Genomic DNA, 24,259 nt, shown 5'->3' with positions numbered 1-24,259 from the left:
CCCGAGGACGACGGGACCTCACCGACGGTTTCCACACCACAGTTCGTGGGACGTGATCGGGAGTTGGCGGCGCTTCGGGGCGCCGTGGCCCGACCACCGGCGATCGTGCTGGTGGAGGGCGAAGCGGGGATCGGAAAGAGCCGACTGCTGCGGGAGTGGTTGGCCGCGCCGGAGCAGCGCACCGCCCTGGTCTCGGTGTGCCCACCGCTTCGCGAGTCGCTGACGTTGGGGCCGGTCGTCGACGCGTTCCGTGGGATCGACCGCCCGGTGTCGCGACTGCGGCTCACCGCGCTCGCGGGGGCGTTACGGCCCCTGTTCCCGGAATGGTCGTCGGACCTGCCGCCCGCGCTGCCGCCGTTGGACGACGCGAAGGCGGCCCGCCATCGCCTGTTCCGCGCCCTGGACGAGCTGCTGCGGGCGCTGCGGGTCGACGTTCTCGTGCTCGAGGACGCGCACTGGGCCGACGAGGTGACCTTGGAGTTCCTGCTGTTCGTCACCTCCCGGCAGCATTCGGACGGGCCCAGCCTGGTGATCTCCTATCGGCCGGAGGAGGTCGACGTCGGGTCGCTGTTGCTGCGGCTGACGTCCCGGTTGCCGGCGGGCGTGACCCAGCTGCGGATCGCGCTGGCACCGATGCGACCCGACGACACGGCCGCGCTGGTCTCCTCGATGCTGGACGGCAACCCGATCTCGCAGGAGTTCACGACGTTCCTGCACGAGCGGACAGGTGGGGTGCCGCTGGCACTGGAGGAGTCGGTTCGCCTCATGTGTGACCGCGCTGACCTCGTCGTCCGCGACGGACAGTGGGTCCGGCTGAAGTTGCGCGAGCTACAGGTGCCGCCAACGGTGCGCGACTCCACCCGGGAGCGGGTGGGCCGCCTGTCGCCGACCGCGCAGCAGGTGTTGCGAGCCGCGGCCACGTTGGTGGAGCGGTCGGCGGTGGCCACGATCGCGATGACCGCCGGGCTGGCACCAGCCGCGTGTCGCGCCGCGATCGCGGAGGCGGCCGCCGCCGGCGTCCTGGACGGAGACGACCGCGGCCAGTGGCGGTTCCGGCATGTGCTGGCCGCCACGGCTGTCTACGAAGCGATCCCGTTGACCGACCGCAGACAGTTCCACCTGCTGGCCGGCCGGGCCCTGGAGGCCATCCATCCGCCGCCTGTCGCACGCCTCGCCCACCACTTCCGGGAGGCCGGCGAGACGCAGTCCTGGGCGCGGTACGCCGAGCAGAGTGCCGAACTGGCCATGGCCTCGGGTGACCACACCAAGGCGGTCGACCTGCTGGTCGATCTACTGTCGTGGTCTGCGCTGCCGCTGGCCGATCGGGCCCGAGTCGCGCGCATCGCCGGAGCAGCCGCACTGGGCCGTCGTGAACCCGTCGACGAGGTCTACCACCGCGTGATCCGTACCCTGCGCTCGGTGCTGGAGACCCCCGGTCTCTCTGCCCGCCAGCAGGCCGAGATCCGCAACCCCCTGGGTCGACTCCTGATCACCGGGGGTGAGGCGCAGGCCGCACTCCGCGAGCTGGAGCAGGCGGTGGCCAACCTCGACCACGACCCGGTCGAGGCGGCGCGGGCGATGACCTATCTCGGCTGGGCCTACGCGGGCCCGTGGCCGGCGTCGACCCATCGGCGTTGGCTGGATCGCGCCGCTGAGCTCACCGCCGATTTCAGTTCTCCCGCCGATCAGCTGAACCTGGCCGGCAACCGTGCCGCCGCATTGCTCATGCTCGGCGAGGAGGAGGCCTGGGACGTCGTCGCGGACCTGCCCGTCGACGGCGCGACCTCGGCGGAGCGTCTCGACGTGGCCCGCATCCACGCGAACGTCGGGACCGGCGCGCTGATCTGGGGCCGGTACGCCGACGCGGAGAAACACCTCGCCATCACCCTGCGTCTCGCCGAGGCCGAGCAGGCGGCCCGGTTGCAGCACAACGTCCGGCTCGAGCAGGCCAACCTGGCTTGGCTCACCGGCCGGTGGGAGGGTCTCACGGAGCGCAGCGCGGCACTCGCCGATGCCGACCGCGACCGGCCGGCGCACTACCTCGGCAGCATTCGCCTCGCGGCCCGGCTGGCCGCCGCGTCCGGACGACGGCGCGCCGCGGAGGAACAGTTCCGGCTGGTCCTCGAGGAGTCGGCCCGTCTCGGCGCCGCCGACGACACCATGGAGGCCGCCGCCGCGCTGGCCAGGCTATGGCTGACGGACGGAAACAGCGCCCGAGCGCTGCAGATCACGAACGAGCCGATGGACACCGTCCTGAGAAAGGGCATCTGGGTCTGGGCGACGGATCTCGTCCCCGCAAGGATCGAGGCGTACCTCGCCGCCGGCGACCGCACGGCCGCGACACGCCTGGGCGACCAGTTCGCCCGAGGACTGCGTGGCCGTACGGCGCCTGCGCCGCGCGCCGCCCTCACCGTGTGCCGCGCCCTGCTGCTCGCCGCGGCCGGCGACCACGCCCGGGCGGCGACGGCATTCGATCGGGCGGCGCGCGCCTGGAGCGCCTTGCCGCGCCCCTACGACGCGATGCTCGCCCGCGAGCGTCAAGCCGAGGCGCTCATCGCGCACGGCGAGGTCGACCAGGGCCGAGAGTTGCTGGCCGCACAGTACGAGCACCTGTTCCGGCTTGGCGCCCGCGGCGACGCCGACCGGGTCGCCCAGCGGCTTCGCGAACACGGCGCAGAGGTGCCGCGACTGTGGCGCGGCGGCCGACGGGGGTACGGCGACCAGCTCTCACCTCGCGAGCTCGACGTGGTCCAACTGGTCGTCGCCGGCAAGACGAACCGGGAGATCAGTCGGATCCTGGCCAAGTCGCCGGCGACGGTGGATCAGCAGCTACGTGCGGCGATGCGCAAGCTGAAGGTGAGTTCGCGGACCGCGCTCGCGGTCAAGGCAGTTGAGGCCGGTGTGTTCGCGGAAGAGGACTCCCGCACCGACCCGTCGTGAAAATTGACGTATCCGCTGGATAGCTACGGCCATTCGGCCAGCCGAATATGACTTCATGATCCATAGCCGTAGGGCAATGAATGCCTGAGCGACCTGTCGCGCGTGACGACTCCGCGATCGAGCATCAGCCACCAGCCGAGCTGCCGCGCGACCCGCGCGCCAGCGCCGACGACGACGCCGAGGCCCGCGACGCCGACGGCGTCGGCGACCACACGAGCCACGACCCCTATCAGCCCCTGTAGGCCGAAGGACACTGCATGAGACTCAGAACCCTCACCGCCTCGCTGGCCGTAGCGGTCGGCCTCAGCCTGATCCAGCCGTTACCGGCGTCCGCCGCCGAACCCGATCCCGGGGCGGCGGCCAACAAGATCGCCACGAACCTGAAGGACCGGTTCCGCACGGAGCCGGCGTCCGACTTCTGGATCACGTTCGACACCAACGCCGACCTCGAGCCGGCGAAGAAGATCACCGACTGGACCGCTCGCGGCCAGTTCGTCTACGACGCGCTGACCGCGGCGGCGAAGACCTCCCTGGCATCGATCTCCGGCGAACTTGACCGGGCCGGTGTCAAGTACACCTCCTACCCGATCGCCAACGCCGTGGTCGTCAAGGGCGGCACCGAAAAGCTCGCCCTCACCGTGGCCGCGAAGACGCAGGTCGCCGAGATCCACGCGACGCCGCAGGTCGCGCTGGTCGATCCGGTGGACGAGAAGCTCCCCGCTGACCAGGCCGCCCGCCCCGCCGCCCCGAAGGCCGCCGGGGAGGGCACCACCACGTGGGGTCTGGACGCCATCCACGCCCCCGAGGCCTGGGCCATGGGCGCCACCGGTGCGGGCATCACCGTGTCCAACCTCGACTCGGGCGTCCAGTTCGACCACCCCGCCCTGGTGAACCAGTACCGCGGCTCGAAACCCGACGGCACGGTCGACCACAACTACAACTGGATGGCCACCCGGGGCTCGTGCACGGGTACGCCGTGCGACGACAACGGGCACGGCACGCACACCATGGGCACGATGGTCGGCGACGACGGCACCAACCACGTCGGCGTCGCCCCGGAGGCGCAGTGGATCGCGACGAACGGCTGCTGCGACAACAGCGGCGTCGAGTCGCTGCTCCGGTCCGGCTGGTGGCTGCTCGCCCCGACCGACGTTCAGGGGAACAACCCCGACCCGTCCAAGCGCCCCCACGTCATCAACAACTCGTGGGGCCAGACCCTCGAGCACAACTTCGACGACTTCTTCCAGGCCATCGACGAGGCCTGGAGCGCTGCGGGCATCTTCAGCGTCTGGTCGTCGGGCAACACCGTGCCGTACGCGGACTGCGACACCGTCTCGTCGCCGGGCTCCGCCGAGAGCGCCTACTCCGTCGGCGCGTACACGGAGGATGGCACGCTCGCGCCGTTCTCCCGCAAGGGCGAGGGTGAGGGTGGCCGGGTCAAGCCCGAGATCTCCGCGCCGGGTGACGGCGTCCGGTCGTCCTACCCGGGCAACACCTACACCGAGATGTCCGGCACCTCGATGGCGTCCCCGCACGTCGCCGGCGCCGTCGCGGCGCTCTGGAGCTACGATCCGACCCTCATCGGGCAGGTCGAGGAGACCCGCCGGCTGCTCGGCGAGTCCGCCGTCGACGTCGACGACACCGAATGCGGCGGCACCGCCGAGGTCAACAACAAGTACGGCGAGGGCCGGCTCGACCTCGTCCGCCTCCTCGAGCTCGCGCCCCGGGAGGGCGGCACCCTCACCGGTGTCGTCACCGCCAACGGCACCCCGGTCCCTGCGGCCGAGGTCACGATCAGCGGCCCGTTCAGCCGGTCGATCGGCACCGACAAGGACGGCCGGTTCACCACGAACCTCCCGGTCGGTGACTACCAGCTCAGCACCAAGGTCTTCGGCTACCTGACCGCGACCGCCAACGTCACGATCTCCCTCGGCCAGGACGTCTCCGTCAAGCTGCCGCTCACGGCCGCCGCGAAACACGACATCAGCGGCCGGGTCGTGGACGACAAGAAGCAGTCCGTGCCGAACGCCGACGTCACCATCACGGGCACGCCGCTGAAGCCGGTACGCACGGACGCCAACGGCGCGTTCACGATCGGTGGTGTCCCCGAGGGCACGTACACGCTGGGCGTCAAGCCCAACGCCTGCTTTTCGCCGACGACGGTCCCGCTGACCGTCGGCGCGCAGAACGAATCGCGCGAGATCCCGGTCGGGCTCGTCGTCGACGAGGGCGGCTACAGCTGTGCCGTGTCCGAAGGCGAGTACCTGCGCGGCACCGACCCGGTCACCATCACCAGCGGAGTGTGGGCGACGGTGAAGTTGCCGTTCCCAGTCGCGCTCTACAACGGCAGCCACGACACCCTCGGTATCGGCCTGCGCGGCGTGATCTCCCCGGACACCAGCACCGGACCCGGCAGCGGCGGCGCCGGCATCTTCCCGTTCTCCGTCGAGACCCCCGTCGAGTTCGCCCCCGGCGGAGGAATCTTCACGGCCGCCACCAGGGTCAACGGTGAGGACGCGTTCGTCGTCGAGTACCGCAACGCCAAGATCTGGGCTTACCCGATCCGGTCGGAGTACACCGAGCCGGTCAACTTCTCGGCCACGCTCACCCGCTCGGGCAAAGTGATCTTCGGGTACGGCGACGGCGTCGGCACCGACGACCCGGTCACCGGCGGCGCCCGCGCCATCACCGGCATCCAGGGCTGGGCCGGCGTCGACGGCATCCGGTTCTCCGACAACGCCCCGGTGCTGCATGACGGGATGATCGTCACCTACGACCTTCCCGACTGGGGCTACCTCGACGCGACCGTCGTCGACCAGAACGACGGGCTGCCGGTGTCCGGGGCCAAGGTGTCGTTCGCCGACAAGGACGGGCTCGTCGAGAGCGTCACGACCAACGGGACGGGCATCGTGCACCGCCAGCTCCCGGTCGGCGACTACACGATGACCGTCGAGGCGCCGAACTACACGACCGCGGCGTACCCCTTCTCGCTCGACAAGCTGTACGCCAAGGCCACGGTCGACGCGCGGCTGACCACGGGTGTCGCCGGCCTGAAGGCCGACGGCCTCGACGCGGTGCTGGGCACCGACCAGAAGGGCGTCGGCACGCTCACGCTGACCAACACCGGCTCGGCGCCGCTGACGTACACCCTGGGCGAGGCCGCGCGCCACCCCGAGCTTGACGCCGCCGACGCCACCGCGCGCACCGCGAAGGGTGGGGCCAGCACCATCGACCTCGCCGCGTGGAAGAACGGCGCGGGCGGCATGAAGCCGTCGAACGTCGACGGCAAGGCGGCGACGGTGGCCAAGGCGGAGGCACAGGCGGCCGCCAAGGTCGGCCCGACCTCCGGCGGCGACGTCATCACCCGGATCCCCATCCCGGGCACCATCGCGGAGAAGGAGCCCACCGGTATCGGGTACGACGGCGACGTCTGGGTCCACGACTACAACGCGCGGACCAACACCGCCTACACGGTGACGGGCAAGCCGACCGGCAAGGTCTTCGACGCGGCGTGGAACCCGGGCTACCGGGCGTTCGACATGGCGCTCGACACCAAGACCGGTGACATGTGCCAGATGGAGGACAGCCCGGCCAGCTACATCCACTGCTTCGACCGCACCACCGGGAAGAAGACCCGGGAGATCAAGGGTGACTGGTCCACGCTGCCGCTGACCGGTCTGGCCTACAACCCGGCCCAGGACGTGTTCTACGTCGGCGGCCGGTGGAACGGCATGATCGGCACCGTCGCCGGGACGTCGCACGACAACGCGGGTGCGCTGCTGTCCTTCTGCGCCCCGCCGTTGCCCGAGGTGATGGGCCTGGCCTACAACCAGGCGTCCGACACCATCTGGTACACCGACCTCACCTCGAACCGGCCCACCCGCCTGTTGCAGGTCGACCCCGACGACTGCTCGCTGGTGAACGCGTGGTGGTTCCCGGGCCAGAAGGTGGGCCAGGGCGGCGGCCTCGAGACCGACTCGACCGGGGCGCTGTGGGCGGCCGACCAGCTCGCCGACGACGTCGTGCTCGTCGACGTCGAGGACGACCAGATCATCGACCTGCCGTGGCTGTCGCTCTCCTCGACCGGCGGCACCCTCGCCCCGGGCCAGGCGACGACCGTCAAGGTGTCGCTCTCCTCCAAGGACGCCAAGCCCGGGGTCCTCGGCGCGAACATCGTGGTGCGGTCCGACACCGGACGCCAGTCCAAGACCTACGTCCCGGTGACCCTCACGACCACGAAGTACCAGGTCGGCGTCAACGCCGGCGGCGCGAAGTTCACCGACGGCTCCGGCTTCACCTGGTCCGCCGACCAGGCCGCCAGCAAGACGGCGTGGGGCTACGAGGGGAAGACGAAGGTCGCCTCCACCAGGTCCGGGATCGACCGTACCGCGGACGACGCCTTGTTCCAGACGCAGCGCACCACGGCGGACAAGCAGTTGTTCTACCGCTTCCCCGACGCGCCCAAGGGCACCTACACGATCGACCTCGGGTTCGCCGAGATCGACAAGGCGGCCAAGGGCAAGCGGGTGTTCGACGTCGTCGTGGACGGCACGCTGACGGAGTACGCGTACGACGCGGCCGCGGCTGTGGGGCCGAACGCCGCCGACTGGCGTACCGCCGTCGTGAAGCACGAGGGCGGTCCGCTGACCGTGGAACTGCGGGGCTCGAAGGGCCTGAAGCCCCCGACCATCGCCGCCCTGCGGGTGACGCTCGACCCACGCGCCGACATCGCGGAGCCGGAGCCCCAGCCCGAGCAGCCGGAGCCGGGCCCCGTGCCGGTGGCCCCCGCCGGTCGCTCGTACACGATGAAGGTGACCGAGGGGCTCTACCGTCAGGGGGCGCAGGAGTCCGGGTGGCACGGCGACGACCTCTGCGGCGTGCTGTGGTTCGACACCAGCTTCCTGTTCCCGTTCTACGACACGGCCTGGGACGGCGTGTGCGTGACGACGAACGGTGCGCTGACCTTCGACCGCGCCAACACCTCGGGAGGCAACACGGCACTGCCGGGGCCGTACCCGATCGACGCGATCTACCCGTTCTGGGACGACCTCGTCGTCGACGACGAGGCCGGTATCTACTTCGGTAGGACCGAGGTGGACGGGTTGACGGCGGAAGTCATCGAGTGGCGCAACGTCGCCTTCTACAACGACCGGACGGCTCGTGTGAGCTTCTCGGTCACCCTGATCGCCGACGGCCGCATCCAGATCGGGTACGGCGACGGCGTCGGCGGCGACAACCCCCTCACCCAGGGGTCGTCGGCGACGGTCGGTGTGGAGAGCCTGACCCGCAACCCGGCGGGCCAGCACTCCGTCAACCAGGCCGTTCTGAAGGCCGGCCTGGGCGTGGAGTACACCCTCCCGGCCGCAGGCACGATCGAGGGCACGGTCACCGACAAGAACGACGGCAAGCCGATCGAGGGTGCGATCGTCACGCTCAAGGGGCCGAACGGTGAGCGGGTCATCACGACCGACGTGAAGGGCCGGTGGAAGGCTCAGGCGCTGGTCGGCGAGAACACCGTGGAGGTGTCGGCGCCGAACTACGTCACCGCCAGCCACCCCGTCACCATCGCCAAGAAGGACCAGGCCGAGGTGGTCGACACGGCGTTGACCACGGGCATCGCCACCGTCACCGGCGGTCAGTTCGACTGGCTGCTGGACAAGGGGCAGCAGGCGACGGCCGACGTGACGGTGACCAACACCGGCTCCGCTCCGCTCGAGGTGCGGCTCACCGAGCAGAAGCGCACCGGCGACGGCGGGCACGAGGCCGCCGACCTTCCGTGGCTGACCCTCACGGGCGCGGCCGCGACCGGCCCGGTCACGCTGGCGGTCGGCCAGTCCACCACGGTCACGGCGACGGCCGACAACGCCGGCGTCGCGTCCGGCGTGCTCGTCGGGGACGTGCTCGTGGCGTCGAACGCCGGCAAGGGCGATGCCCAGCTCAAGCCGGTACGCCTGGCCACGTCGGCCTACTGGCAGGGCGTCAACGTGGGCGGAGCCGGGCACGTCGGCACCGACGGCTTCGTCTGGTCGCCCGACCAGCAACTCGGCAAGGGGCCGTGGGGCTACGTCGGCGGCAAGACCCGCACCACCAAGGCCGACATCGCTGGCACCGAGGACGACGCGCTGTTCCGCACCCAGCGGACCGGCGAGACGTTCAGCTACGTGTTCAAGAACGCCCCCGCCGGGACGTACCGGATCGGCCTCGACTTCGCCGAGATCGAGAAGGTCAAGGTCGGCAAGCGTGCCTTCGACGTGCTGGCCGACGGCAAGGTCGTGCTCTACGACCACGACGTGCAGGCGAAGGTGGGTGCGCTGACCGCGGACCTGAACACGGCCACCGTTGAGCACGCCGGCGGCGATCTGACGATCGAGCTTCGCCGCGAGAAGGGCGAGGGCGACCCGATCCTCAACGCCCTGAAGGTCCAGCAGGACCCGCGCCTATGAGTTGACCGGACAATTCGCTAGCAGTGGTCAGAGCCTCCCCGGCATGGGTCGCCGGGGAGGCTCTGACCACGCGCCGACCGGTCACGATGATGGAAGCCCACCGCCGGGACAATGGTTGGCCGCCGCGCCGACTATCCTCTGTGTGATGGCGTTGTTACCCCGACCCCTGCTACGGGCGGTCGCGATCCTGACGATCTTCGCTGCTGTTGCCGCCTGCGACGACACTGTGGATGGCGGCCCGTCCAAGACTGAGGGACCTCCTCCGCAGACGACCAGTCCCGTCGCGACTCCCCCAGCGGATCCCGTTCGCAGCTTCACCGCGGCTGGCCTACGTCTCTGCGAACACCGCGACCTGATCCCGCTCGCCACGCTCTCCCTCACCGTGCGGCGAGAAGATCCCACCCCGCCGCAGGCGGCGCCGGGTGCGGCCTGTCTGGTCGAAATGGAGACGGCGGACGGCCACGAAGCGAATTTTCGGGTTGAGGCATCGACACCGGCGTCGACCGAAGATGCAGTGCGCTTGTATGGGACAGCCCGCCAGGGTGCCAGCATGCGGCGTGCGGGCGATCTGGAAGGCATCGGCGACGAGGCGGAGGCATACACCCGACAGTCACAACCCGGGTTCAAGTATGCGGAGTACATGGCACAGGCTCGGGACGACAACCTGGTCGTGCAGGTCTGGCTCGCCGTCGGAGGTGACGAGTTCGTTTCCACAGAGCTTCTGGCCCGGGAGACGGTGAGGGCGCTCCGACGGACACTCGCCCTGGTGCCGACCGCCTGATGCGGCCTGACTACATCATCCAGTGACCATCTGCGGCCACTTGCCGTTCGGGAACTTCGAGTGGTCCGCAATCTGTCCTGCGACGTCCCGCATTCTCGCCAGGGCGTCGAAGAGGCGCTGTTCGATGGTGAGCAGATAGTTGAACGACCCCTCCACGATATCGCCGATTGACTCTTCCAACTGCACCAGGGCCCAGGGGATAGTGATCACACCCCCCACCTTGAGCACCGCCTGAGTGATTCTTCCCAACACGTCCGTGACAACCTTCGCAAGCCCGATCGCGTAATCGACATTGGCCGTGATGACGTCAAATAGCCATTTGCTGATGAACTCGGCCTTGTTCGTCACCTCATCCACAGCCGCCCGCTGGATCGCGACCCCGGCGTTGTAGGCGTTCGCCGCATCCCCGATCCACTTGGCGAAGTTCATGTTGTCCGGCCGGACCGTCGCGACCGAAAGCTCCGAAACCGGCCGCTTCACCTCGGCAAGCCAGTCAACGCCGGCCGATATCAGGGACAGCACCGGGACCTGATGCGCCAAGGCGTACTTTACTTTGGCGATGACCTGCTCAAGGGCATCCTGAATATCCCCCAGATCCCGCCTGACCATGAAGGTCGCGGCCGGTCCGAGCAACCAGGCCGACTGACCTACCTCACCGACGAGCTCGTTGAATTTCCCGACCAGGAGCTCAGCCCCCGGCTCGATCGCCTGAAATGCGTCGAGGAACATACTTTTCTGTTCAAGGATCGCTTGCTCCAACTCATTCGTTGGTGCCACCGCTGGTGTCCTCCCCCGACAATCAATGGTCGGCACTACGCCCGATAGATGGCGTTCAAGTCGAGCTCGACGACCGCATCCGCCCGGTCATATGCGTTGGCTACCCGGTCAAGCGCCTCAGCGATCTGCCTGAACTCCACGACCGCTCCGGCAATCACATTGAACATGAACGACTGGAAGCTGTCGTATGCAAAGGAGTGCAACAGCGTGTTGGCATCGCCGATGAAGAAAGCGGTCGGAGCGAGGTCGAGATGACTCGCCGCCCGCTCCACGTCCCCCATCTCCTCCGCCAGCCTGCGCCATCTGCCTGCCTCGTCCCGAAGAGCATCGGTGAGGACCTCGATATCAGGCATGCCAGCCCTCCGTCCATGTATCAGCACACAACCCGGCTCGCTGGAACGCGGCAAGAGCATCGGTGCGGATCAGTTCCACATCCGCCCTGGCGATCCGGCCGACCTCACCGGTGATACCGATAAGATCCTCCCCCAGGAGTCGCAGCGTCACGTATCCGTCTGGACCGGACACCGCACGCTCCTGCCGCGAAGGGGACGGGTCCCGCTCAGCCAGCCGACGCAGCTCTGCTCTGATGGCGTCGAGTCGGTCCCACCGGGCTCGACGCCACTCGTCATCACCCAGCTCCGGCTCCGGCAGGGCCAGGGACGTTCGTGGACGGTCAGCCGAAACGGGCGCACCTCGCGCCGAAGCCAGCGCACCGGCCTCCATCGACTTCCGCACCGCGGCGGTGTAAGCCTCATACAACGCCAGCGGGAGATCGCTGACCACGAGGCGATCACGCCATCGACGGCTGATGTCAAGGCTCGTGACACGTCCACGTGCGTCGACTCCGACCCAGACGGAGTCGGATTGGTCCGCGCCCTGATGCTGAGCATCTTCGTGGAACTCATCGCCTCGCTGATCGGGCAACTGCTGGACACGTTCCCGCAGATCCTGAAGATCCCCCAGGAAATCCAGGCTCGCCAGGGTCAACCGATCCTCATAGCTCGGCCGTGACCGCATCGCCCCCCCCAACGTGTCAGACAGACGAACCTCGCTGTTGGCGCCTGTGAAGACAGCACCACCGTACGTGAACCATGAAACTCTTGGGGGGTAGGCGCTCGCCGAGACCACAATCCGACGATGCGATTGACCGCGTCCTTACCGGTCGTGTGCGCGCTCCCGTGTCACTCAGTTGGTGGCCCGGCCCCTCAATTGGTGGCCCGCCAGGCGAGCAGCCGGCGATACGCCTCCACGCCGTCCGGCACCCAAGCCCACTCGGCGAGTCGCTGTGTCAGCTCCTCCTCGGTCAAGAACGCGTGCCAGGCGACCTCTTCCGCCTGCGGAGTCACCGTCTCTGGGCAGCGCACCTCGTAGACGAAGGACCACCAGGTGTGCTCCGGCGTCTCGTAGAGAAACTTGAACAGCGGCACCGGTGCGGGCAGCGTCGGCACCCCCAACTCCTCCTCGGCTTCGCGTAGCGCCGCCTCGTCGTACGACTCGCCCGCACCAACCACACCACCGACGAACATGTCGTGAAGCGACGGAAAGACGAGCTTCCGCGCCGTCCGACGGTGCACGAAGATGCGTCCGGTGGCGTCCCGTGCCAGCACGAATACGCAGCGATGCCGCAACCTCGCCGCGTACGCCTCGCTCCGCCGCGCCTGCCCCACCACCCGGTCATGCTCGTCAACAATGTCCAGCAACTCGTCGGCCGACAGCAGCGGAAGATCCTCCATGAGGACATCCAACCAGTGGTCGCGGACGCTCTCACGCCGCCGGTGCGCCGCTGCCCCCTCGCACGCTGTCCCTCGGGCCGCTTCGCGGGTAGCGCTGGTGCAGCAACTCGGGGATGATCATCGCCATGTCCGAGCATGATCTAGCCGGAACCTGGCGTCGCATCATCGAAGGTGACAGCAAGTCCTGGGTCGTATTCGCCCACGCCACGTGCGTCGTGTTACCAGACCCCGGACCCGACGCTGACCTCGCCGCGCAGGCCGTCGACATCCTGCGTGAGTACGGCCCCGTCCACAGCGGCTCACCGGCTGGAGACTTCGGCACCATCACCCTCGATCCCGGTCCCGGCTGGGTGGTCTACGGCCACCACAACGACGTGCTGACCTACGTGGGGCCGGACGAGATTTCGGACAGCAGCGATCTGGCCGTTGGTCTGTACGGACGCAGAAAGCGAGACCAGGACGGCCATGAGCTTGACGTCGTACACGTCGAGGACAAACGGTCGCGGTGATTCGGGGCCGAGGTCCGATCACCGGCGCACTGCGCCGACGGCAGGGCGTAGCCGTCGTGGCCTGTTTGCTCCTACTGCCCATCCTGTCTGGCTGCTTCGACCAAGAGCGGCAGGGCGTGCCACCGGGCAGGTTCCCGACAACGACGATGTCTCCGCATGCGGCGGGCGGCACACGCCCCGACACCTCCACGCCGACACCGACCGCGGTGCCCGTGGTGTCCACTTCCCCATCGGCCGCCTCTGGCGGGGCGGCGGCGCAACTGGTACCCGGGATCTGGTCACTAACCGCGACGCCAAGCCGAGTGGATCCACTCTCCTGTCCACCGCCCGACCCGCCCGAGCGGCCCGAGGTGGTCGTTCGGCTGGACGACACGGACGCAAACCCCGCCGCCATTGTGGTAACGCTGAGCTACGGGATCTATGCGACGGACTATCAGGGCGAAGTTCGGATGAGGTACGACCCGGATCGAAAGGTGTTTACCTACCGGCTGCCGCCAGTGACCAGGGAGGCCGCCGGCGAGAGGGCGCATGGTATCTCGCTGTCGGCTGAGACCGTGAACCCGTCGAACCAACCGGGTCGGGCGTCACGCCCGACGAAAGGATGGATCGACTTCGCCAGCCAATGCCTGGGTGAAGTCCAGAATGGCTGACCCCCCGGAACCGGCTGGCGGCGGGTCGGCGGCGAAGCCGGTGGGCTGGGGTCGGGGTTGCTGACGAGCCTGATGTCGGTGAGTCATCGTGATGTTCCTGAATCATCAGGCTCATCAGAGCGTTGCCACACCGTGCCGGCAGGCAGCCCGTATGCCCTGCCTCGGTCGTTGATCCAGAGCAGTCCCGAAGGGTCGCTCGGGGTGTCCGGCGAGTTGTTGGCGTACGTGTAGCCGTTCCATTGCTGTGGGTCGGTGAGGTCCATGAGCGGGTCGACGGAGATGAACCGGCCCAGTGTCTTGTCGTACTGGCGTGCGCCGATGTTGATCAGGCCGGTGGGGTCGTTGTCGCCGCCGACGAAGCCCTTGGTGTTGGGCCAGGTAGGGTTCGTTCCGCGGGGTGTGCCGTAGGGGGTCTGCCGTCGGATGTCGACCTGTTGGGTGCCGGCGTTGATGGCGATCTGTTGGGTGCCTTGGTGGTCGCTGTAGAGCCAGGTCAGGTCGGTGACCGACGACCCCGCGGTGCGGCTGGCGATGGTCGTGCCGGCGAAGTCGTAGTAGCGGGTGCCGGTGGTGACGCCACCTTGGAAGCGGATCTCCTGGCCGGGTAGGTACAGGGTGGTGCCGGTGGCGTCGCGGCGGATGAGCCGGACTCCGTCGGTGTCGTAGAGGTTGGTCTCGATGGTCTTCCCGGCGAAGCTGACGGTGGCGAGATTGCCCTCGGCATCCCAGCTGAGGAATTGGTTGTTGGCGCTGGACACACAGTTGTTGCTGAGGACGTTGGTGGCGGGCCGGCAGGTCGTGTTGCCCGACTCGTCGAAGGTGTAGTTGTGGGTCTGCGTCGGCTGACCCGGGGTTGCGGTGGTCATTCTGGTGACGGCGTGGGGTCGTACGGCTCCCGGGCCGCCGTCGGGCACGCGGTAGGTGCGGGTGGTCTTCCCGCTGCTGTCGTGGCTGGTTTCGGTGCGTCGGCTGCCGGTGTCGGTAAAGGTCCAGTCCTGCCAGTACGGTGCCGGCCCGCCGAGGTTGGCGACGACCGGATCCGTGCCGCAGGAGACCCCGGCCTTCGGGGTCCAGGCGGTCGTCAAGCGGCCCAGTGCGTCGTCGCGGAAGCATTGGGTATCCGCTTCACCGACCTGCGGGGTGTCGGTGATCGACGCGATGGTGCCGGCGTTTTGGTATGTGTACCGGCGGTCCGACACGGTGCCGGCGTAAACCGACCGCTCGATGGTGGTGCGGTTGACGCGGCGGGTTGCCTCATCGCGGTAGATGGTCTCCTGGGTGAAGTTGCTGCTTCCGGGGATTTTGTAGATCGAACCGCTACGTTCGCCGTACGCGGTGTAGGTGGCGGTCGCCAACGTGCCCACATAGGCGGTGAGGCTGGTGTCGAGGCGGACCGGCATACCGGTCCTGGCGTCGTAGTCGGTGGTGAGCTGCTCGCCGACGAGGTCACCGCCGCCCGGGTACGCGATCTTCGTCCGTTCGCCGGTGTACGGGGAGTAGCTGTAGCCGAAGACGTAGGTGTCGCCGAGGTCGGAGTCCCACGGCATCACGTAGTTGACGCCGGTCGGCTGGTAACGCTCGGTGAAGTTGCGGATCTGCCACTTGTACGTGCTGGCTTTGCCGGCGGAGTCGTAGTCGTAGCGGATCTTCTGGCTCAGGTACCCCTTGGCGCTGTCCGGCTCGCCGTAAGGAGCGTCGTATTTCCACTCGGAGCGCAGCCGGCCGGTGGCGGAGTCGTCGCGGAGTTGTGTTTTGCGGCCGAGTTGGTCGTAGACGTACCAGAGCGCTTCGCCGCGGGCGTCGACGGTCTTCTGCAGGGAGTTGTCGTCGTAGAAGCTGCTGGTGGTGGTGCCCGTGTCGGGGTCGGTGGTGCGCCAGAGACGACCCTTGGCGTCGTACTCGTTGATCCACTCGTTTCCGGCGGAGTCGGTGTTCTTCGTCGCCTGGCCCTTGCGGTTGAAGGCGTAGGTCGTCTCCAGGTAGGCGCCGTTCACACCGGAGGACGTCGTGTGCTGCCGCAGCGCGACAGTGCGGCCCTTCACGTCGGTGACCGTGGTGGTGGCGGTGCCACCCTTCGGCGGGGTGACCTTGGTCAGGTCACCCTCGTAACTGGTGACGGTGCGCCACTTCTCCAGCAGATTCGTGGTGGTGTCGCCGCCGAGGAAGATGCTGTTCGTGGGGCGCGACGCCTGGTCATAGACCGTCCGGGACACCGCGGGTACGGACCAGTCGGGCTCGGACCAGAAGACGCCGGACGGAATGTCGGGCTCGGCGTGGGCGGCGTAGGTGGCCGCCGCCCGCCCGTACTCGTCGTAGAGGGTGTCGGTGACGACCCGGTCGCTGCCACCGCCCAGCGACGGCGACTGGGTTTGCCGCGCCCGCAGCAGCCCGTCGAGGATCTGGTACGAGGTGACGTAGGCACCGTCGACGTTCAGGGTCTTCGACGTGACGTAGGGGTAGCTGTCGCGTCCGTCAGCGAACGTGTAGGTGTACTGCGCCGATGGGGTGTTCGGATTCGCGGCGTACGTCCACCCCAGGGTCCACACCTTGGCCACGCGGCCGAGCGCGTCGTACTGAATCGTCGAGGTGACCTTGCCGTTGGGGTCGGTGGTCTGGGTGGTCGATCCCCAGTACGGGTTCGTCTGCACCTTTGAGGACCAGTTCAGCTGGTAGGTGCTGGTGACCAGGGTGATCGGCCCGCCGACCGCCGGGGTGTACGCGGTGGTGGTGACGTTACCCCTGATGTCGGTCGAGGTCCGCTGCTTACCAGCAAAGTCGTAGGTGGCCTGCGAGGTCGTCTGCCACACCGTCCCGGTGCCGGACGTCCAATCCTTGAGTTGCTCGGCTTTGGTACCGGAGCCGAAGGTGGGAGCGGTGTCGACGCTGGTCGCACCGTCGTAGTAGACGCGGGCGTCGGAGATGACATCGTCGACACTGGTGGGGGCCTTGTCGCACGGCAAGGCGGTGGTCGTTGTCTGCTTCACCAGTTGCGTGAGGTTCTTGCTCAGATTCCTGTTGTAGGTGTACGTGGTGCACGTCTCGTCGCCGGCCTTCGGATACTCGCCGTCATCCTGGGACCACTTGACCGTGCCGTACGTCTGGTCGAAGTCGCTGGTCTCACGCGAGGTACGCCACCCCCGGGACCCGTCGACGCCCAACGCGGTCGCGGCGTAGGTGGTCTGGGTGTTGACGAACCGTGCCTCCACGAGATCGCCGTTGATGGTACGGCTCGCGGTCGGGCTCGACCGCCACGGCACGTTCACCGTTTTCGACACCGGCTTGGTGTCGACGCCGTTGTAGACGACCTGTTCGCGGATCTGTCCGGCGAACTGGTCCTCGTCGTAGACGGTCTCCGAGCCCAGCGACGCCGGCGCGGGCACGCTGCGAGTGCCGCCCGACGGGCTGAGTTTGTCGCCGTGCATACCACGCAGGAACGTCGTCTTGGTCAACGTCTGCGGGTTGCCGCTGTCCCCGACCCGGGTATTGACCTGCCCGTAGCCGCGCCACTGCCCCCACGTCTTGCGCTCCGGCCTGGTCAGGCCGTCATCGTCGTCGAAGTGCCACGCCGGGGAACCGGGATAGTCGTACCAGGTGTGCGTGGTCGGCGACTTCCCCTTCGGCAACTGCACGTCATCCTGGGCCACGTGCTCGACCCGGTACTTGTGCCACCACTCGGTGACCAACGTGTTGCCCGTCGGATCCTGCGGATCCGGCACCCGCACCGGATAGCAGCGCCGCGTGTTGGTGTGCGGCGCCAGAACGCCGACGATCGCGGCCGTGCACTCCGGCGACGAATAGTCGACCTTGATACGGGCGCCGGTCTCCGTGACGATGCTCGACAGACGCAACCAGTTGTCGGTCGCACTGTGCTCGGTGTACACCCGGTTCGGCAGTGACGTCGCCTCGAACGTCACCGGCGGCAGGTTGATGGCCGTACCGACGAGACCCGCGTGGTCGATGCGGTCCAGCCACAGCCCCTCGTGGGTGGAGTCGGCCGTCGCCGAGAAGGTGTGACCCAGGGTCCAGGATTCGACGTTCTGCCAACCCGGGGTCGACTTGGTGGTGTCCCACACCCGGGTGATGACCGACTTCAACCGCTTCGTCGTCCAGAACGTCGGCGTGTACTGCAGAGGGCAGGACGTCGCCGACGCCTTGCACTCCTGATCCCACGGAGTGTCCTTCCAACTCCCGGTCACCGGAGCGGCCTCGGTCCCACAGTTGGAAAAGCACCGCATATCCGTGCCGAACAGGACCTGCGCGTACGGGGTGGCACTACGCTCGGTGACACCGTGCGTCGCGGTCGTCCGGTCGTACGTACCGTAGTCGATGCGGGTGAGGTAGCCCGCCCGGTCATAGGTCACATCGTCGGAATCGGTCACGTTACGGGCGTACTTGTTGGTCTCCTTGCCGTACCAGAACGACATCGTGTTGCCGCGCACGTCAACGACGTAGTCAAGGTTCCACCGCCACGCCTGCACACAGTCCGACCCGGCGAACGTGCCCTTCGCGCACGGCTCACCCGCGTGGTTGCCGAACACCGGCACCGTCAGGGTCGAATTCGTCGCGGCCGTCTGGCCGGGCAGGTTGTGCCGCCCGAAGAAGTACTGGGTGCCGTCGGTGGTCGTCACCTTCCAGTACTCCCCCACGTCCCCGTAGGTCGCGTCACCGCTGTCACCGTTGGTCGCACCGGTCAGCTTCTCGATCGTCGAGCCGTCCTCGGAGCGAGAGTGCCAACCCTTACCCGCCTGGTAGATGAACTCACCGACGTGGCCGTTCAGGGTCATCGTCGCGTTGTCGGAGCCCCAGCACTGGTCACCGGTCTTCGCGGTGTTGGTCGCCCCGTTCTTCATGTCCTCGGCGCAGGGCACATACCGCCGCTCGATGAAGCCGGACGAATAGTCGAAGCCCTCACCGATCCACGACGGCTGGTTGTTGGTGACCGTCGACCGTCCATCGACCGTGGAGGACGAGTAGTTCAGAGCTACCGACGGCGCCGGGCCGGTCGCCGGTGGGACGCGCAACGGATAGTTCCACGAGAACTCGCCAGCGCTACCGCCGCTGGACCAGGTGGACGAGGGGGCGAGGCCGGTCGCGCCGAAGTCACCGTCGGTCCCGGATGACGCGGCGGCGAGCATCAGCAACGACCCGGACGAGGTCGAGGCAGAGGAGACGCTCACGTCGGCGGTCGCGATACCCGCAGCGGTGTCATTCACGGTGGGCAGCGGCACCGAGCGGCAGCCCGGGCTGGCGGGGTTGCTCACCGCACATTGCGGCACCTGCCACAAACGCAGGCGCGACGCCCACGACCCACCGGCCGCGTACCGGAAGGAGTTGTAGTTGATTGACACCTTCGCCACGCCGGTCGGTGCGCCCTGCGGAGCGACCACCTGCACCATCAGGCCGTCACGCCAGGCCTGCGGGAGGGTGGCCCGGTCCACGACCTTCACGTCGAGCTGAGTGAGTGGCTCGCCGGCCTTGCCAGTGCCCCGGTCGACCCAGACCGGCAGCGAGCCGGCCTGCACACCACGGTTGCCGGCCGCCCGCGCCGACGTCGCCACAAGGTCGACCCGCGCGGCTGCGGGGGCAGGCAACTTCGGTGCCGGCGAAGGGGTGGAGGTCACCCGGCTCTGCCGCCAGACCTCACCCGCGGCCACCGGGCCACCATCGTGGTCGAGTGTCTCCGCGGGTTGCGTCGACGGCTGTCGCTGCGCCGCCGTCTGCGCTGGCACGTACGGCACCAGGGACACCATCAGAGACGCGACAACCGCCCCGACCAGCCCACGACGGCGCCAACGTCCCATGCCACACGTCCAATCGATCAAGGAGCAGTGGCAGAGACGATAGGGCTACCGATCTCTACGCATGGTCCCCCTGGGCGCTCACCACACAACCGCATCCACATAGGACGTCGCCGGAATCGCACGCCATCTATGACAGATCCATGCTGAGCTTGATTCACTACGCCACGTAACCGACGCCAGTCAAGAAGGCGAATCCCGTGACGTGCGTCATAGCCGCGTCAGTGGCAGCCATCAAACGTTTCAGAAGCGGTCCCGGGTCCCGAGGAGGGCGTTGTGGGCGGCGCGGCGCCACGGCGCGAGCTCAGTGTCGATCTTGGCCCAACGGATATCGTCAACGTAGAGGGCTCCGTTGACGTCAGGCAGGGCCTCGATCAGCCGCATCCGCTGATCTTCGCCCGGGTGGGTACTCCACAGGTCGGTGGTTCGCCGGCTGAGCTGACGGGCCATCGGCAGGTGAGCGGACAGGCGTTCCCGGGCTTCAGCAGCCATCGCCTCCATGTGATCGCCGTCGATCCGGGGTGCCAGATGCCACAGGTCCTGCCAGATCCGGTCGGCAAGCAGGGCCGTCTCGCAGGAGCGGAGGAATGGCGCGCTGCCGGCGACCCGGCGGGCGACCAGGTCGGCCCGGTACTCGGCGCGCCGGCTGTCCGGCATCGCCACGGTGTCGACGAGCAGCTGCGCGGTCGCACCGGCGACGTTGGCCAGAGCAACAATTCCATGGACGATCATTCCGAGGAGGACAAAGGCCCCGCTCCCCTGCTCAGCCAGTGAGTCCGTCGCGCGCATAGCCCGCCGCCAGGGATTCCGCCCACCGGTGGCCGCTACCGCCCGGGCGCCGAACGTCCTCGCCAGCAGGGTCCTGCGTACCCGAAGCGGATCGCCGTTTGCGAGGTGACCCAATTCGTGGGCCAGAAGCGAAGCCCGAGCCGACCGCGGCATCATCACCCACAGGGGCATCCCGATGACGAGCACCGACCGCTGACGCCAGCCCAACCGGGCGACGCCGGCATTGAGGCTCAGGTCTACACAGATCACATCGGGAACCGGTGTCCCGGCGAGTTCAGCTACCTCCCGCACCAGACGATGCAACTGCGGGGCTTCGCGCTCGGTGAGCACGCCATACTTCGGCACCCGCCCGAACGAGGGCTTGACCAGCAGCACAACAAGCACAGCGGGGATCGCCAGAGCCAGCCGTACCCCCGGCGGCAGGTCGCTGGCCACGACGAGCCAGACCAGGTAACCCACTGCGGCCAACCCCAGCAGGGCCAGCACCGCCGAGATCACCAACAGCCACACCTCCACCGACGACGTTTCCGCCGGGCGCGCCTCCGGGTCCGCCAGCAGGTCCTCCTGCGTCGCCCGGTCGAGCTCCAGCCCTCGGCGGAACCCCCACCGGCCGACCATCCTGGTGCCGCGCCACGGAGCCAGGGCGGGGTCATACACGTCCAGGTTCCACCGACAGGCCGGGCACCACCGCAGCGCCCCCGCTTCCAGCAGGACCAGGTCGTGAGCACAGGCCGGACACCTGCTCGGCGGCGTCATCTTCGTCGTCTTCGTCGGCACGAGGGCGGAGTGTAGATGCTGGGCACCTGCCGGGCGGCCAGGGACGTCGAGTGGGTTCCCGAGCGCAGGCACTTCCACGCCCCTCGCCCTCCGACGCGGGCCGCAACGGCGGTGGACGGGGTCGAGCAGAGCCCGGCGAGTCGATGGAATACCTGCCGCGTCTACCCAACTCCCGCGGTGGCCAACCAAACCGGGGCAGCACCGCCTGCGATGATCATGCGAGACTCCGTCGCTGCGCGGCACGCAGCCGGGCGCTGCCGACCGACGCGGTCATCCGGCTGCTCAACGACGACGACAGCGGCGTCCGTACGACCATGGCCACACACGCCCCGCACCTGGTCGACCTGACCACAGCCGAACGTATCGACCGCGAGTTCCAGCCAGACAAGAAGAAGACGAACTGGCGGCCCGCCGACGAATTCACGTTCCCACCACACACCCTGCGCCGGTTCGCCACCGACCCGGATCCGCGCATGCGGTGCCTGGCCGTTACCTCTCAGTGCGCTTTAGTAAACACATGGTTGGTAGTCCTGCCTTGCGGCGGGACGGTCCCGGTCTGACCGGCGGATGCCGTGCCGGGTTCACGCTTCGTCGCCACCTGCCCGCGTACGCGGGTCTTCTGGTCGGCTCCACGTGCTGCCACCGGGCCACTCCCGGCGGTGTCGAACTCGGCCGCGAGGGCGGCCAGGTTCAAGGAGGCGTTGCGGTCCCGGTCGATGACCAGACCGCACGCCTGGCAGGTGTATTCGCGCTCGGACAGGGCCAGTTTGGTTTTCCTCGTGCCGCAGCCCGAGCAGGTCTTGGAGGACGGATACCAGCGGTCGGCCAGCAGCAGCCGGCCGCCGTTCCACCTGGTCTTGTACGCCAGTTGGCGACGGATCTCCGCGAACCCGGCGTCAGCGACGCACCGGGCGAGCGTGCGGTTGGCCAGCATCCCGACCACGTTGAGGTCTTCGACCACGATGGTGGCGTACTCACGCGCGAGCCGGGTGGTGAGCTTGTGCAGCCCGTCGCGGCGCAGATGAGCGACCCGGGCGTGCGCCCGACCGGCCCGCGCAGCTGCCCGCTCCCACCGCTTCGACGGCCGTCTTCCGCTACGCCGGTCCGGGCCGGTCTTGCGTGACAGCGCCCGGCCCAACGAGCGCATGCGGTGCTGCGCGGCGGCCAGGTGGCGCGGGTTGTCCACCAACTCGCCAGTGGACAGCACCGCAAGGTGCGTGATCCCGACGTCCACGCCAACGACCGACCGCGGCCGGGCAGGGAAGCGTTCGGCCCGTTCGACGTCGACGGTGAACGACACGTGCCAGCGTCCGCCGCCGCGCCGCACGGTCGCGGACATGATCCGGGCGGTGCCGTTGTCCACACGCCGGGCGAGTTTGCGGGCCGACTCGTGCAGCTTCAACCGACCCAGCCTCGGCAGCACCACGTGCATACGGTCGGGCTCGACCCGGATCGCCCCGGTGGTGAACCGCACTGATGCAGTGCTGCGGCGGCGGGACTTGAACCGGGGAAACCTGACCGACCGCCCGGCCCGCGCGCCCCCGCGGGAGTCAGCCCAATTCTTCAAGCCGCGCGCGAGGGCATCCAAGCCGGTGTTGAACGCCTCCTTCGACACCTCACCCCACCACGGCGCAACCCCGGGCTTAGCGACGTTCCACGCCTTGCGCAACCCAGCAAGAGACCATGACAGCGACGGCGTCAACGCCTCGTCCGGCACACCGTACGATCGCTCCGCGGTCCGCTGGTCCATGACCGCCTTCACCTTCACCAGCGCCCAGTTAAACGCGACCCGGGCCGCCCCAGCATGCGCGAGCACGTCACGTTCCTGACCCGGGGTGAGGTCGAGGGCGAACCGATACGCCTGAATCGTCTTCACACCCGAGCCCCGGTGGCGGCTTCGACTGCGCGGCGGGCGCGGCTCGCGGCGGCGCGACGACCGCACAGGCGGGCGCACAGCGACGTCAGGACCTCGGTGACGTCGCAAACCAGATCGTCATCGACCTCGGTGACCACCCGATCCACGCCGAGCTTCTGCCCGGTGACGCACACGGACACCCGGGCGACCTGACGGTCCAGATCCGCCTTCTGATCGGCTAACGACACCCGCGCGTACACCACGGTCTCCCCGGCCTCGGCCGCCGTTCCCGTGACCAGATTCCCGACCATGATCAGCCGGCCGATCCGGTGGGTGGACACGACACCAACTATGCCGACCAGCGAGCACAACTGACGACCGACACGCCGACATCTGTCAGCCCCCCGAGATCTGGACCTGCCCGTCAAGTTGGCCGAACGCCTCGCCACCGACCCCGACAGCACGGTTCGCCACGCAGTCGCCGCGCACCCGAACCTTCCGGTCCACGCGCGTCGCGCCCTAGTCGCGGATCCAAGCGATTGGGTGGCGTGCGCGGCCGCTGCGGCGCCGACGCTGCCAGTGGCCGAAATGGATCGGCTCCTCACCATCTCAGATGTCACCTATCGGTGCAGCAGACCCGAACACCCGGCGACCGAGGAAAATCGAACCCACGGGAACCTCATGCCGATCCTCGTCCAAGGCATGTCATCCCCGTTGACCGCCGTCGCCGATCAACCGTCGAGCCTCGCCGCCAACTCTCCGTACTTCATCCCGAACGAGCACTGCCGGCCCTGTTCGTTGACACCAACGATCTTGATGCCGTGCACCCGGTGTTGCACGGCGATCAGCCGGGCTCGCAGCGTTCCGTGCGGCCTCTCCAGCCGGATGACGTCCGCGACTTGCAGGCTTTCCGCTGGAACGGTCGATTCCATCACCGCATCCTGTCATCGCCCACAGCCTCTGGCCATCGACTTCCATGGTCTACCGCCAGCTTGGAAGAACCTTTCCGGCGGTCGCCCACGCCGGATCGACCTTCACCGTCGAAGCCGCCGACACCACCTTCTGGGTGACGGCGACCAGCTCATCACCGAGGTCGCCCGCACCACCGGCAAACCGATCGCCCGGTTCAAATCCGCAAACCCGAGCCTGCCGGAAGAACGCCACGATGACACCGCGTTCGGGCGCGACCGGAGAGGCAACGGTGTGG

At 68.2% G+C, this 24,259-nt stretch carries 14 protein-coding genes and 2 pseudogenes; 7 read left to right on the top strand and 9 right to left on the bottom strand.

The features are described from left to right. Window positions 1–45 precede the first annotated feature (45 nt). The 4 genes from EV382_RS05345 to EV382_RS05335 all read left to right on the top strand — a co-directional run bounded on the left by EV382_RS05345 (window position 46) and on the right by EV382_RS05335 (window position 10,164). Window positions 46–2,940, top strand: a complete 2,895-nt coding sequence (locus EV382_RS05345) for an ATP-binding protein (protein ID WP_244236551.1) — start codon at window positions 46–48, stop codon at window positions 2,938–2,940. Between the two features lie 80 nt (window positions 2,941–3,020). Beyond that, window positions 3,021–3,182 carry a hypothetical protein gene (locus EV382_RS32595; RefSeq protein ID WP_165435718.1) on the top strand — a complete coding sequence of 54 codons (162 nt, stop codon included), beginning with the start codon at window positions 3,021–3,023 and terminating at the stop codon, window positions 3,180–3,182. 15 nt (window positions 3,183–3,197) lie between these two features. Further along, on the top strand, window positions 3,198–9,383 hold the full coding sequence (locus EV382_RS05340; protein ID WP_130400491.1) for a S8 family serine peptidase: 6,186 nt from the start codon (window positions 3,198–3,200) through the stop codon (window positions 9,381–9,383). Window positions 9,384–9,528: 145 nt separating this feature from the next. Continuing rightward, window positions 9,529–10,164 (top strand): hypothetical protein, encoded by a 636-nt coding sequence (locus tag EV382_RS05335; protein ID WP_244236550.1) that lies wholly within the window; start codon window positions 9,529–9,531, stop codon window positions 10,162–10,164. A 15-nt stretch (window positions 10,165–10,179) separates the two neighbouring features. Here the strand turns inward: EV382_RS05335 and EV382_RS05330 are convergent, their stop codons facing one another. Both EV382_RS05330 and EV382_RS05325 read right to left on the bottom strand, forming a co-directional pair. Next, window positions 10,180–10,941: a hypothetical protein gene (locus tag EV382_RS05330; protein WP_130400490.1), complete on the bottom strand. Its 762-nt coding sequence runs from the start codon at window positions 10,939–10,941 to the stop codon at window positions 10,180–10,182. A gap of 35 nt (window positions 10,942–10,976) precedes the next feature. Further along, complete coding sequence (locus EV382_RS05325) at window positions 10,977–11,294, bottom strand: hypothetical protein (RefSeq protein WP_130400489.1); 318 nt, start codon at window positions 11,292–11,294, stop codon at window positions 10,977–10,979. Here EV382_RS05325 and EV382_RS05320 point away from each other — a divergent pair. After that, on the top strand, window positions 11,293–11,952 hold the full coding sequence (locus EV382_RS05320) for a hypothetical protein (RefSeq protein ID WP_130400488.1): 660 nt from the start codon (window positions 11,293–11,295) through the stop codon (window positions 11,950–11,952). The two genes, EV382_RS05325 and EV382_RS05320, sit on opposite strands and share 2 nt — an antisense overlap. Before the next feature lie 194 nt (window positions 11,953–12,146). Here EV382_RS05320 and EV382_RS05315 read toward each other — a convergent pair whose 3' ends face one another. Continuing rightward, on the bottom strand, window positions 12,147–12,674 hold the full coding sequence (locus EV382_RS05315) for an NUDIX domain-containing protein (RefSeq protein ID WP_130400487.1): 528 nt from the start codon (window positions 12,672–12,674) through the stop codon (window positions 12,147–12,149). 113 nt (window positions 12,675–12,787) lie between these two features. Between EV382_RS05315 and EV382_RS05310 the strand changes: the two genes are divergently transcribed. After that, entirely contained in the window at window positions 12,788–13,183 is a 396-nt protein-coding gene (locus tag EV382_RS05310; RefSeq protein WP_244236549.1) for a hypothetical protein, read from the top strand. Between the two features lie 733 nt (window positions 13,184–13,916). Here EV382_RS05310 and EV382_RS05305 read toward each other — a convergent pair. The 4 genes and pseudogenes from EV382_RS05305 to EV382_RS05285 all read right to left on the bottom strand — a co-directional run. Continuing rightward, window positions 13,917–19,634 carry an RHS repeat-associated core domain-containing protein gene (locus EV382_RS05305; protein ID WP_130400486.1) on the bottom strand — a complete coding sequence of 1,906 codons (5,718 nt, stop codon included), beginning with the start codon at window positions 19,632–19,634 and terminating at the stop codon, window positions 13,917–13,919. A 240-nt stretch (window positions 19,635–19,874) separates the two neighbouring features. After that, on the bottom strand, window positions 19,875–21,038 hold the full coding sequence (locus EV382_RS05300; RefSeq protein WP_130400485.1) for a M48 family metalloprotease: 1,164 nt from the start codon (window positions 21,036–21,038) through the stop codon (window positions 19,875–19,877). Window positions 21,039–21,693: 655 nt separating this feature from the next. Further along, complete coding sequence (gene tnpB, locus EV382_RS05290) at window positions 21,694–23,073, bottom strand: IS607 family element RNA-guided endonuclease TnpB (RefSeq protein WP_130400484.1); 1,380 nt, start codon at window positions 23,071–23,073, stop codon at window positions 21,694–21,696. Continuing rightward, window positions 23,070–23,393: pseudogene (locus EV382_RS05285) on the bottom strand (IS607 family transposase); the annotation flags it as partial. The gene tnpB and the pseudogene EV382_RS05285, both read right to left, overlap by 4 nt. A gap of 88 nt (window positions 23,394–23,481) precedes the next feature. On the opposite strand from EV382_RS05285, the pseudogene EV382_RS33920 reads away from it, so the two are divergent. Further along, window positions 23,482–23,580: pseudogene (locus EV382_RS33920) on the top strand (hypothetical protein); the annotation flags it as partial. 203 nt (window positions 23,581–23,783) lie between these two features. Here EV382_RS33920 and EV382_RS33260 read toward each other — a convergent pair. Continuing rightward, on the bottom strand, window positions 23,784–23,984 hold the full coding sequence (locus tag EV382_RS33260; RefSeq protein ID WP_244236548.1) for a hypothetical protein: 201 nt from the start codon (window positions 23,982–23,984) through the stop codon (window positions 23,784–23,786). A gap of 49 nt (window positions 23,985–24,033) precedes the next feature. Beyond that, window positions 24,034–24,216, bottom strand: a complete 183-nt coding sequence (locus EV382_RS33255) for a hypothetical protein (protein ID WP_244236547.1) — start codon at window positions 24,214–24,216, stop codon at window positions 24,034–24,036. Between the last annotated feature and the right edge of the window lie 43 nt (window positions 24,217–24,259).

The sequence above is a fragment of the Micromonospora violae genome (assembly GCF_004217135.1).
Classification (GTDB): Bacteria; Actinomycetota; Actinomycetes; order Mycobacteriales; family Micromonosporaceae; genus Micromonospora; species Micromonospora violae.
This window is presented reverse-complemented; position numbering and strand designations above follow the sequence as displayed.